Raw genomic sequence first — 12,721 nt, 5'->3', positions numbered from 1 at the left:
GGGCTCTCGTGCTTGAATCCGCAAGATACGTGAAGGTATGGCGTCTTTTTCCAGGCTCTCGTGCATGAATCCGCAAGATACATGAAGGTATGGCGGTTAAATCCTTGCTTATGTGCACGAAACCGTCCAGTTATTGGATACTTTTGAAAGCTCAAAGTTACAAAAAAAGCCAATGAAGGAATTCTCAAGTTTTCCTCATTGGCTTTTATCTTTTTTATTTTACAATAATTACAGGACAATGTGCAGAGTGTGCAACTTGATGGCTGACACTGCCTAGTAAAGCTTCTTTAATGACGCCTTTACCGGTGTTTCCGATAACGATAACATCATAATTATGCTTTTCTGCATACTTGGTAATGTTAGATGCTGGATCTCCATGTATGATGTGTGTTTCATAAGAGATACCTGATTCAGAAAGAAATTGAACAGCTGGTGCTAATACCTCCTGATCTTCCTCTTTCATTAATTCATCTAAATCGAGATTAAGTATCGGTTCTTGAAGTGGAAGATCTTTATTTATGTGCAGAATGGTTACTTTTTCCGAATTCAGTGATTTGGCAAGTTCTGCAGCATGCTGTAGTGCATGTGCAGAAGGAGCCGATCCGTCGAGTCCAACTAAAATTTTACTATACATTTACATCGTCCTTTCACGAAATATTTGCGAAATCATTAATGTGCTACTCTATCGACATGCGCAAGATGTTTACGGCCAAAGGCAACGACCAACATCGCAATTAAAACAAATATTGCTCCACTATAGAAAGGTATGTGTGGATTAAACGTTTCGGCAAGCTTATTGGCTAACCAAGGTCCAATTGCCCCACCAATAAAACGAACAAAACTGTACGCCGCTGAAGCTGTAGCCCGTTCAACCGGTGCAACTTCCATAACTGCAGTAGTAATTAACGTATTATTTGTTCCAAGGAATAGTCCCGCAATGATGACACAAACGATAACAACTGTACTAGAGTCGGTCCAAATTCCCATTGCTAATAATGTTAATGCAAATAAAGTTAACATCGCACACATGGATTTAATTGTTCCAAATTTTGCTTGAATTTTTGGTGCAACAAATACAGAAGTAAAAGCAAGACAAAGTCCCCAGCCTAAAAATACAAAACCAAGGCCATGCTCATGTAACCCCATTACAAATGGCGCAAATGCCATAAGTGTAAAGAAACCGATATTATAAAGGAAAGCTGTTAATCCAAGTCTAAATAATCCCGGAAATTTCAATGCTTTCAATGGATCTAGAACAGAACTTTTTGTCTTAGGTTTAGCCACTTTCGGCATTTTCAATAATAATGCTAAAAAGGCGATAATCATTAAAACACTAACACCATAAAATGGTCCGCGCCAAGAGATAGATCCTAATTCTCCGCCAAGTAATGGGCCTACAGAAATCCCAAGCCCAATTGCGGCTTCATATAAAATAATCGCCTTCGCTGTCCCACCAACAGACAATCCAACGATCGCGGATAATGCAGTGGCAATAAATAACGAGTTACCAAGTCCCCAGCCACCACGGAAGCTGACAACTCCCCAAATTCCATTAGATGAACCAGCTAAAGCAGAAAAGATAACAATTAGAAAAATACCAGATAATAGTGTCCACTTAACACCAATGCGGCTAGAAACAACACCGGTAATTAACATTGCGACACCCGTAATCAAATTATAACTAGAAAATAATAGTGAAACTTGACTCGGAGTGGCATGCAATTTTTCAGCAATTGCCGGTAAGATTGGATCGACGAGACCCAAGCCCATGAAAGAAATAATTGTTGCAATGAAGATTACCCAAACTACAATCGGTTGTTTTGCCGACTGATTATGGGCTTTCAGTGCTTCTTCTGTCATACCTTAAAACCCCTTTTTAATTTTTTGAAATAAAAAATGAAAACAGAAATGGTAAACAATATTGCTCGCAACCATTCCTTATTTTCACTCAAGAAAGTAAAATATTTGTTCTGATTTACTTAAAAAAGTATACTATATTCTAACGTTGACGTCAACGTTAATTTTCATTCGTACAAAATTAAAACTTATGTTATCTTAGTAATATAGATATACACTACAATATAGTAACTCCATTATCATTAATACGAGGAGAGTTAGTATGGATGGATTAAAAATAGACGAAGTAGCTAAACAAAGCGGCTTAACAAAACGAACAATCCGTTATTATGAACAAATCGGCATTCTCCCATCTCCCCCGCGCAGTGAGGGAGGATTTAGACTATACTCTCAAGAACATGTCGATTTCTTAAAGAAAATCACGAATGCCAAAGAAGTATTAGGATTCACATTACAGGAATTACAAGAATTTATTACCTTAAGCGACATGTTAGAGTTACAAAGAATGGACTATCGCAAAGTAAAAGGAACAAGCCTCCAAAAGGAAAAATTAGAAAAAGTTTATCATACAGTAAATGAACAATTGGAACTTATTGAACAAAAGAAGAAAAATATTTTAAAATTAGAAACAGATTTGGTTTCACTAAGGGATAGAGCGAAGGAAGCATTAATTCGATTTGAAAAAGAAGAAACCTGAACCACTTTTAAGTCCAGGTTTCTTCTTTTATTTTTTTATTGCAGAACTGCAACTTGTTTGGCAGCTATCTTTTATAGAACAATGCGCACAGGCACCTTGTTTACTTTTTTTGAAAAATTTAAAGAGGGTTAATGCGGCATAACCAAATATCAAAGCACCGATAATAATACTAGCAATCATTGAAAGTCACTCCTCTTTCCTTCATTTTACAATCCGAAAATCAGCCTTCCACCTTGATAAATAACAAAGGATAAAGCATACGCTATAACAAGTGAGTACCCAATCCCAAATAATGTCCATTTCCATGACCCTGCTTCATTACGGATAGCAGCTACTGTCGCTACACATGGAATGTATAAAAGGACAAATACGAGAAAGCTATAGGCCGATAATGGTGTAAAGGAATCTGTTAATAACCCCTGCAGTGAAGCCGTATTTGGCGTATGATAAATAATATTCATTGATGAAACGACCACTTCTTTAGCTAAAAATCCCGGGATTAAGGCAGCTCCTGCTTGCCACACACCAAAACCAAGTGGGGCAATTAAGGGGGCTATAGCTTTCCCAATCATGGCTAGGAAACTATTATCCATGTCTACTCCTATCCCGCCAGGACCCATATAGGATAACAACCAAATAACGACAGATCCCCCAAATATAAACGTTCCTGCCTTCCTCACGAACCCCTTACCTTTATCCCATGTACTGCGCCATAAAGTAAGAATTTGCGGTACTCGATATGGCGGAAGCTCAATAACAAAAACCGACGACTCATTCTTCATCAATGTTTTCGAAAATAACTTTGCCAAAAGTAACGCAACGACAACTCCTAATAAATATAATGAAAAAACGACAATTGCTTGATATTTCTCAAAAAAAGCACCAACGAATAAAGCATAAATGGATAAACGTGCCGAACATGACATTAATGGTGTTAGCAAAATCGTTAACAATCTTTCCTTCGGCTGTTCAATTGTTCTTGCAGCCATGACACCTGGTACATTACAACCGAAGCCTATAATCATTGGTATAAATGCCTTACCATTCAAACCTGCTCTCTCCATCATACGATCCATTACGAGGGCGGCACGTGCCATATAGCCTGAATCCTCTAAAAAGGAGATAAATAAGAACAAAATGAAAATTTGTGGGACAAACACTAACACACCGCCGACACCTGCAATAATTCCTTGCAATACCAATGCTTGTATAAACGAACTAGCGTGAACAGCTTGTAATCCAGATTGAATCCAGTCCGTTAATGGCCCCGTAAAAAAGGCATCCAATCCATCTGATAACGGTGTCCCTAACCAATCAAAAGTTATTTTGAACATCAAAAACATAAATGCTAGAAAGATCGGAATTCCCAACCATCGATGGGTAACAATTTTATCAATTTTTTCCGTCCAATTGTTTTTCGATTGCTCTGTTTCCCGACTGCTTTCTTTAATCACTTGGTCAATCCATTGTTTTCTAGAATCAAAGATTAAGCGAGTAATCGTCGTAGATGAAGTGGTTGTTTTTAGTTTTTGCTCAACTTCTTCAATCACTTGTGATATTTGATCATTTTTTATTAAAGACGTTACGTCAGGATTCCCCTCTAATAATTGCAATGCCAACCAACGCTTCGGAAGATCTATTTTTTCATCTTCTAATATTTGAATGATTTTCATTATCCCATTTTCAACAATTTTTCCGTAATATACATAAGGGATTTTCGATGAAGTATTGTCTAAAGCATTTAACTGTACTGCTAGGTCATTACACCCCTTTCCATTTCGTGCCGTAATTGGAACGACAGGTGTACCTAGTTTTTTTGCTAATAATTGACCATCTATTTCTAATCCCCGTCTTTTTGCGACGTCTACCATATTCAAACCGATAACAACTGGTTTTCCAAACTCCAAAATTTGGATTGTTAATTGTAAGTTTCTTTCTAATTGTGATGCATCGACAATATTTATAATGTTTGTAAAAGATTCATTTAAGAAAAACCGGGTTACAACGGACTCATCCTTTGATAAAGGATAAAGCGAGTATACTCCAGGCAGGTCAATTAGTTCCCCTTGAACGTCTTTTAACCTGCCTATCTTCTTTTCAACAGTAACTCCGCTCCAGTTGCCAACGTATTCGTATGAGCCTGTTAAATAATTAAATAATGATGTTTTTCCCGTATTTGGATTTCCTACTAAGGCCGTCTGCATCATTTCTTTTCAACCTTTATTTGTTTGGCATCACAGCGGCGAATTCCTATTAATTGTCCATTACATTCCAACATGCATGGTCCACCAAAAGGCATCCGATGTTTCACTTTAATTGGGCATCCCTCTATGACTCCAATATGTAAGAGACGGTGCTTAACCGTTTTATCTAAATTTGAAACATCTACGATATATCTAGTTTTCCCTTCAACTAAATCTAATAGCATCATGATGTTGTTTACTCCGTTCATAAGAAATGTAATTGATAATGATAAACTTTCTCATTTATAAAATTATTTTATCACGATGTTTTGTGTATGTCTTTAGAAATTTTTTGTCAAAAGTCGTAAAAAAAGAAGAATGGATTCCTTTTCTCCACTCTTCTTCATCTATCTAATTTATTTTCGTCTTCTAAATCACCCCATGTGCGATCATGGAATCGGCTACGGTTATAAATCCTGCAATATTTGCTCCGACTACGAGGTTACCGGATTGACCATATTCTTCGGCATATGTTACTGATTTTTGATAAATATTTTTCATAATCCCTTTTAATTTTTCATCGACTTCTTCAAATGTCCATGACATCCTCATGCTATTTTGCGACATTTCTAACGCAGAAACAGCGACCCCTCCTGCATTTACCGCTTTTGCAGGTCCAAATAGAATATCATTTTTTAAAAAGAGTTCTATCGCTTCTAATGTTGATGGCATATTGGCCCCTTCCCCAATCGCCTTTACTCCATTTTCAATTAATATTTTTGCCGCATTCTCGTCTATTTCATTCTGCGTCGCACAAGGAAGTGCGATATCACACGGGATTGACCATATATTCGTACATCCCTCGACATATTGGGCATGTGGGAGAATGTTCACGTATTCTTTAATTCTTGTTCTCTCAACTTCTTTCAATCTCTTAACAGTTGCTAAATTAATTCCAAGCGGGTCGTAAATATAGCCATCCGAATCACTGCATGCAACAACCGTCGCACCAAGCTGGGCTGCTTTTTCCATCGCATAAATGGAAACATTACCAGAACCGGATACGACTACCGTACTTCCGTTAAATGATAAATGATGATCCTTTAACATTTCCTCTACAAAATAAACCGTTCCATAACCCGTTGCTTCCGTTCTCGTCATGCTTCCTCCATACCCTAAGCCTTTACCTGTCAGAACGCCTGATTGGAAGCCTCCCCGAATTCGTTTATATTGGCCAAACAAGTAGCCAATTTCTCTTGCGCCAACCCCAATATCTCCAGCCGGAACATCCACATCTGGTCCGATATATTTACTTAGTTCTGTCATGAAACTTTGGCAAAACCTCATAATTTCCCCGTCAGATTTTCCTTTTGGATCAAAATCTGATCCGCCCTTTCCACCGCCAATCGGCAAACCAGTTAATGCATTTTTAAAAATTTGTTCGAATCCGAGAAATTTGATGATGCTCGTATTCACTGTCGGATGGAATCTAAGCCCACCTTTATAAGGGCCGATGCTGCTATTAAATTGAACACGAAAGCCGCGGTTAACCTTTACTTTTCCATTGTCGTCTACCCAAGGAACACGGAAGGTGATGAGCCTTTCGGGTTCTGTAATTCTTTCTAAAATCCCATGTTCCATATATTTCGGATGTTTACTAATAACCGGTAAGAGCGAATCCAAAATCTCTTTAACTGCTTGAATGAATTCATTTTCATGTGGATTTCTACGTTTAATTTCTTCATATACTTCATTCACATAATTTTCCGCAATCATTTGTTGCCTAGATTTCTTTTCTTGTTCGCTTATAATCATCCCATTAACTCCTTCTGTTTTATCATTATTATAAATTTTCCATCATTTTCAAAGTGAATTCCAATAGTAAAAATAGATAAGAATCATGCCGAAATGAGAACGATTCATTCTTTCACAAGGAAGACAAATTCACATTTTTTTTCAAAGGAAGATTGAATTATAATTATATTAAACATTTGTTTGTTTTCTAAAATGTTTTTGGCACAATGGAAAATATTTTAGTATTTCAGAGCAACCTAAATACATGTAGACGTATCCTTTTCAAAACGCAGAGTGGATTGGAGCGGAAGGCACTTGACTCCTGCGGGATCAGCTGGACAGATGAGACCCCGCAGGAGCGGAGCGACGAGGAGGCTCATCGCCAGCCCCGCGGAAAGCAAGTGCCTGGAGCGGAAAGGAACGGAACTATACGAAAACAGCCATAAGTAAAGAGCCGATAATTTATAGGAGTGAGTAACTTGAAAACAGTCGTTGTCATTGGCGGAGGCATTACAGGACTTTCCACTTTGTACTACCTTCAACAATTAAAAGAAACAGCAAACATCGAATTAAATTTAAAATTAATAGAAGGAAATGATGAATTAGGAGGAAAAATCCATTCCGTCCAAACAGATGAATTTATTATGGAAACAGGTGCCGACTCCATCGTTGCCCGGAAACAAGGAGTCGCTGAACTATTAGAAAATCTCCACTTACATAACGAAATGGTCAATAATGCAACAGGAAAATCATTTATCTACCACCATGGACAATTGAAGCCAATTCCTGATGATACCGTTTTTGGTATTCCTATGAGCAAAGAAGCATTATTGAGCAGTGAATTAATCTCTGAAGCGGGAAAAAATGAAGCATTAAAAGATTTTACAACTACAAATGAATCGTTTACAAAAGATAGCTCAATTGGCCAATTCCTCGAACACTTTCTCGGTAAAGAAATCGTTGAAAACCAAATTGCACCAGTACTTTCAGGAGTATATTCCGGGAAATTAAACGAACTAACATTAGCAACTACCCTTCCCTATTTATTAGATTACAAAAATCAATATGGTAGCATTATGAAAGGACTATCCGAAAACAAAGAACGATTCCAATCTGCCGATAATAAAAAATTTGTCTCATTTAAAAACGGGCTTTCTACTTTAATTGATCGACTTGAAATAGAATTAACGAATGTTGAAATTTTAAAAGGAATAAAGGCAACATCGATTATTCATACTCAAGACGGTTATACCGTTACATTGGAAAATGGAACGACGATTCATGCGGACTATATTGTGCTTAGCACTCCACATCAAGTGGCACAATCCCTTTTACAAAATGAAGTACTTGATGAAGATTTTAATCAACTAGTTAGCTCATCGCTTATAAGTGTATATCTAGGATTCGATGTCCCTGACGAGAAACTTCCGGCTGATGGAACAGGTTTTATCGTTCCTGATAATAGTGATCTCGTCTGTAATGCATGTACGTGGACAAGCAGGAAATGGACACATACATCGAAAAACAATCACTTATTATTACGACTCTTTTATAAGAACACAAACCCCACTACTTTTGAACACTTAAACAGCTTAAATGAAAAAGAATTAATTCAAGTTGCCTTGAAGGATATCGAAAAAAGTTTAGGTATAATCGGGGAACCAAAACATTACGAAGTGACAAAATGGACTGATTTAATGCCTAAATATTCCTTATCCCATCGAAAAACCATTGAATCCTTAAATAAAAAAATAGCTGATCTTTATCCGAACATCACTCTCGCTGGTTGTTCCTATTACGGTGTGGGCATTGCAGATTGTATCATGAATGGGAAAGAGACAGCAAACCAATTAATCGAACAAATTTCAAATAATAATTAAACGAAAAGGCATGTATCACTAAATTAGATACATGCCTTTTTTTACCAAACCCCTAACACATCTAGCATGACCGCAATAATTAGTAACGGAGCAACATAACGAAGAAGGAAAAACCATGTTTCAAATAATCCCTTTTTCAGATTGCTGCCTTTTTGAAGTTCTTCATACAAAGCGGTTTTTTTCATTTTTAACGGTACAAAAATAGCGATAAGCAACGATCCAAGCGGCATTAATATATTACTAACTGTGTAATCCATTAAATCGAAAAATGTTTTTCCAAAGAGTTTGATATCTCCTAGCACACCATAGGAAAGTGCAGATGGGATGCCGAAAGCAAAGATGGCCAGTCCGATAATCCACGACCACTTCTTACGCCCGTTCGGATTTCCTTTAGATATGACCGAAACGATGATTTCTAACATCGAAAAAGCAGACGTTAAAGCGGCAAATAAGAATAGAATTAAAAATGCGATAAAGAACAACATACCGAATGGTAAATGGCTAAACACGGTAGGTAGAACATTAAATAATAGCACCGGTCCTGCCCCAGGCTCTAATCCCATCGCAAATACTGCAGGGAAAATCGCAAGTCCTGCCAAAAGGACAATCACTAGATTCATTCCAACAATTGAAATGGCTGAACGCGGCAAGCTTTGACTTTTCGGTAAATACGAACTGTAGGTGACCATTACTGAAACACCGACACTTAAAGTGAAGAACGACTGCCCCATCGCCTCTAAAATTGTTTTGGACGTTACTTTTGAAAAATCAGGCTGTAATAAAAAGGTAACTCCCTCCATCGCCCCATCCAATGTAACGGCACGAATAACAAGTAAGATAAAAAGAATAAATAATGCGGGCATCATAATTTTGCTTGCTTGCTCAATTCCTTTTTGCACTCCTTTGGCAACAACTAAGATGGTAATTAGCATAAAGAGGAATTGAACAATTAGACTAATCGTTGGATTCGAGATTGTTGCTCCAAAGACATCCGCATATTGTGCAGAGCTAAGGCCATTCAAGTCACCTTTGATCGTCTTAAATAAATAAATGATAATCCATCCACCGATCACACTGTAAAACGAAAGCAAGATAAAACAAGTTACCATTCCGAGAATACCAATCCAGTGCCATTTCGTTCCAGGTGCGATTTTCCGATATGAAGCAATCGCATGATCCTGTGTAGAGCGACCAATTGTAAATTCAGCTAGTAATAACGGCAATCCGAGTAATAATGTAAAAACGATAAAAATGAGAAAAAATGCTCCGCCGCCATTTTGGCCAGCTATATAGGGGAATTTCCAAATTGCCCCTAAACCAATAGCTGACCCAGCAGCTGCTAAAATAAATCCTAGTTTTGATGACCATTGTTCTCGTTGACTCACGTGTATTCTCCTCTCAGATGTTCTACATGATGCCTTTGTTGCTCAATTGTGATCTGAGCGGAAATTGTAGGAACCATGACGCTTTGAATGTCTATTGTAATTTATTTTTGAATGATTTTAGTTCTTCCATAAATTCATGAAATTGCGGGATATCCATTTGCTGCGCGGAATCAGATAATGCAACAGCTGGATCCGGATGGACTTCAGCCATTACCGCGTCAGCTCCTATTGCTAATGCCGCTTTTGCAGTAGGCAGGAGTAAATCCTTTCTTCCTGTTGAATGGGTTACGTCGACGACAACTGGCAAATGTGTTTCTTTTTTTAATATCGGTACTGCAGAAATATCTAACGTATTTCGTGTTGCCTTTTCATACGTTCGAATTCCCCGCTCACATAAGATAATTTGGTCATTTCCTTGCGCAATAATGTATTCAGCCGCATGGATAAATTCATCAATTGTTGCAGCTAAGCCACGTTTTAATAAAACCGGTTTTTTCACCCTTCCTACAGCTTTTAACAAATCAAAGTTTTGCATGTTTCTTGCACCTATTTGAATGACGTCGACATAATCAAGGGCAAGTTCAACATCAATTGGATTTAGTATTTCACTAATGACAGCTAAATCATATTCATCGGCTACTTGGCGTAAAATTTGTAATCCTTCCACACCTAAACCTTGGAAATCATATGGAGAAGTTCTTGGCTTAAATGCTCCGCCGCGCATTAATTTTATCCCTTGTTCTTTCATTGCTTCTGCAACTAGTCTAACTTGTTCCAAGCTTTCTACAGCACACGGTCCCATAATAAAGGATTGTGTTCCATTACCTATTAATTCGCCTTTTACATCAACAATTGTATTTTCTTTTTTCTTTTTCCTGGAAACTAATAGTGCTTTACGATTATCGTCTTCTTGCAATTCTAAGCTTGCTTTAAAAATACCTTTGAAAATATGTTGTAGTGTAGAGGTTTCAAACGGACCTTCATTTTGCTCGGCAACCATATCTAATACTTCTCGTTCACGAATTGGATCAAAACGTTTCGTGCCTTGCAGTTTTTTTATTTGACCAATTTCTTGAACGACTCTTCCTCGTTCATTTAGTAAATGTAATAATTGTGAATTAATTTCATCCACCTTTTGTCTTAATTGTTGTAAATCATTATTCCCCATTAAAAACCCTCCTAATTTGTTGTGTAATTTAATAATAAAAAAGCCCCTACTGAATAATTCAGTAGGGACGATGTTTATCGCGGTACCACCCTAGTTGCAGAAAATATCTTCTTCTGCCACTCTTTTTTTGTTAACGATCGAAATTCGACCGTCCTTCCTCATCTTTGTGAAGGGAAGGATGCTCCAGAACCCGAAATTCATGTTTATCTTTGTGCTGATTTGCACCAACCATCAGCTCTCTTTAACAGGGAGATAAACATTACTGTTGATTCTATCATTGCGTGTTCATATTTAAATGCAAAAAGTCCCTACTGATATTAATCAGTAGGGACGATAATTATCGCGGTACCACCCTAATTGTAGATGATAAAATTCATCTACCACTCATCATTGTTAACGATCATTTCGACCGGCTTTTCCTTCGCAAAAACTCGGAAAAGAAGCTCCAGGATTGAAATTCAAGTTTATCTTTATACTGATTTACACCGGCCATCAGCTCTCTAAAATAGTGAGATAAACAATACTTAGTTCCCTTCAAAACTTTATATTATTTAAGTATGATTTGTATTATAAAGCTTCGATTAAAATATTGTCAACACTTTTTTAAATTTTTCTACATTTTAATTATTTTTTAACTATGTTATGATTTCCGCTGCAGGTACTCGCTTTCCGCGGGGCTGGCGATGAGCCTCCTCATCGCTTCGCTCCCCGCGGGGTCTCATCTGTCCAGCTGATCCCGCTGGAGTCTCGCACCTTCCGCTCCAATCAACCTAATGACAAAACAACAATAAACTTTTACAAATCTTTAATTAAGAAACTGCGCTTTATACTGGTTAATAATTAAATCAGGGTCTTTATTTTCGCCTTCTAATTGGCGTTGACGGGCTGCTTTATTTACTTGCTCGTCTGCATGGTAACTTGAGCGAACCATCGGGCCGGCTTCACAATGCTTGAATCCTTTTTGAAGGGCGATTTCTTTTAACTCTGCAAATTCATCTGGATGGACATAGCGTTCTACTTTTAAATGTTTCTTTGTAGGTTGTAAGTATTGACCAATTGTCATAATATCCACACCATGTGCAAGCAAATCATCCATCGCTTCGATGATTTCTTCCTTCGTTTCTCCAAGTCCAACCATTATACTTGATTTTGTTGGTGTTTGAGGACTGATTTCTTTTACCCTTTTCAAAAGTTCTAATGAACGATCATAGGTGGCTTTTGCACGAACACGTTTCGTTAAACGACGAACGGTTTCAATATTATGATTAAAAATATCCGGACCTGCATCCATTAACGTATGGAGACTTTCATAGTCACCCTTCATATCAGATGGGAGTACTTCGACTGTACATGAAGGAACACGACGACGAATCGCACGGACGGTTTCAGCAAAGATCGCCGCACCGCCATCTGCCAAATCATCACGTGCAACAGCAGTAACCACGCAATGACGTAAGCCCATTACTTCCACCGATCTTGCGACACGTTCTGGTTCTTCCCAATCTAATTCCGTTGGCAAGCCCGTTTTTACTGCGCAAAAACGACAGGCACGGGTACAAGTATCACCAAGTATCATAAATGTCGCTGTTTTGCGAACAGCCCAGCATTCATGGATATTCGGACATTTTGCTTCCTCACAGACGGTATGCAATCTTTCTTCCCGCATCATTTTTTTCAAGCCTGTGTAACTTTTATTCGTATTTAACTTGATTTTTAACCATTCAGGTTTTCTTAAGTATTCTTCATTTTTAGCCACT

General features: G+C 37.8%; 11 protein-coding genes and 2 other annotated features. Of the genes, 2 read left to right on the top strand and 9 right to left on the bottom strand.

All coding sequences use genetic code 11. From position 1 onward, the window contains the following. Positions 1-214: 214 nt before the first annotated feature. A complete protein-coding gene (locus B5V89_RS07295; RefSeq protein ID WP_108071229.1) occupies positions 215-634 on the bottom strand; it encodes a universal stress protein in 420 nt (139 codons plus the stop codon). A 35-nt stretch (positions 635-669) separates the two neighbouring features. Continuing rightward, positions 670-1,860: an MFS transporter gene (locus B5V89_RS07290; RefSeq protein WP_066226368.1), complete on the bottom strand. Its 1,191-nt coding sequence runs from the start codon at positions 1,858-1,860 to the stop codon at positions 670-672. 259 nt (positions 1,861-2,119) lie between these two features. Here B5V89_RS07290 and B5V89_RS07285 point away from each other — a divergent pair, with 259 nt between their 5' ends. Then, complete coding sequence (locus tag B5V89_RS07285) at positions 2,120-2,554, top strand: MerR family transcriptional regulator (protein ID WP_108071227.1); 435 nt, start codon at positions 2,120-2,122, stop codon at positions 2,552-2,554. A gap of 27 nt (positions 2,555-2,581) precedes the next feature. On the opposite strand, the gene B5V89_RS07280 is transcribed toward B5V89_RS07285, so the two are convergent. The 4 genes from B5V89_RS07280 to gdhA all read right to left on the bottom strand — a co-directional run bounded on the left by B5V89_RS07280 (position 2,582) and on the right by gdhA (position 6,552). Beyond that, positions 2,582-2,734, bottom strand: coding sequence for a FeoB-associated Cys-rich membrane protein (locus B5V89_RS07280; protein ID WP_066226365.1), 153 nt, complete (start codon positions 2,732-2,734; stop codon positions 2,582-2,584). Positions 2,735-2,760: 26 nt separating this feature from the next. Beyond that, positions 2,761-4,761 carry a ferrous iron transport protein B gene (gene feoB / locus B5V89_RS07275; protein WP_181294629.1) on the bottom strand — a complete coding sequence of 667 codons (2,001 nt, stop codon included), beginning with the start codon at positions 4,759-4,761 and terminating at the stop codon, positions 2,761-2,763. Next, positions 4,758-4,985 carry a FeoA family protein gene (locus tag B5V89_RS07270; protein WP_108071225.1) on the bottom strand — a complete coding sequence of 76 codons (228 nt, stop codon included), beginning with the start codon at positions 4,983-4,985 and terminating at the stop codon, positions 4,758-4,760. The genes feoB and B5V89_RS07270 overlap by 4 nt, the downstream gene beginning before the upstream one ends. A gap of 181 nt (positions 4,986-5,166) precedes the next feature. Continuing rightward, positions 5,167-6,552: an NADP-specific glutamate dehydrogenase gene (gdhA, locus tag B5V89_RS07265; protein WP_181294628.1), complete on the bottom strand. Its 1,386-nt coding sequence runs from the start codon at positions 6,550-6,552 to the stop codon at positions 5,167-5,169. A gap of 458 nt (positions 6,553-7,010) precedes the next feature. Here gdhA and B5V89_RS07260 point away from each other — a divergent pair, with 458 nt between their 5' ends. Next, entirely contained in the window at positions 7,011-8,411 is a 1,401-nt protein-coding gene (locus B5V89_RS07260; protein ID WP_108071223.1) for a protoporphyrinogen oxidase, read from the top strand. Between the two features lie 41 nt (positions 8,412-8,452). On the opposite strand, the gene B5V89_RS07255 is transcribed toward B5V89_RS07260, so the two are convergent. From B5V89_RS07255 to lipA, 3 genes are all read right to left on the bottom strand, one after another. Continuing rightward, positions 8,453-9,796: a sodium-dependent transporter gene (locus B5V89_RS07255; RefSeq protein WP_066226358.1), complete on the bottom strand. Its 1,344-nt coding sequence runs from the start codon at positions 9,794-9,796 to the stop codon at positions 8,453-8,455. Between the two features lie 91 nt (positions 9,797-9,887). After that, positions 9,888-10,964, bottom strand: a complete 1,077-nt coding sequence (locus B5V89_RS07250) for a bifunctional 3-deoxy-7-phosphoheptulonate synthase/chorismate mutase (protein ID WP_066226357.1) — start codon at positions 10,962-10,964, stop codon at positions 9,888-9,890. 60 nt (positions 10,965-11,024) lie between these two features. Next, positions 11,025-11,251: a binding site (T-box leader), on the bottom strand. Between the two features lie 36 nt (positions 11,252-11,287). Further along, positions 11,288-11,511, bottom strand: a binding site (T-box leader). A gap of 258 nt (positions 11,512-11,769) precedes the next feature. Beyond that, entirely contained in the window at positions 11,770-12,720 is a 951-nt protein-coding gene (gene lipA / locus B5V89_RS07245; protein ID WP_066226356.1) for a lipoyl synthase, read from the bottom strand. Position 12,721: the final 1 nt, after the last annotated feature.

It is taken from the genome of Heyndrickxia sporothermodurans (assembly GCF_003055045.1).
In the GTDB taxonomy this organism is placed as follows: Bacteria; Bacillota; Bacilli; order Bacillales; family Bacillaceae_C; genus Heyndrickxia; species Heyndrickxia sporothermodurans.
This window is presented reverse-complemented; position numbering and strand designations above follow the sequence as displayed.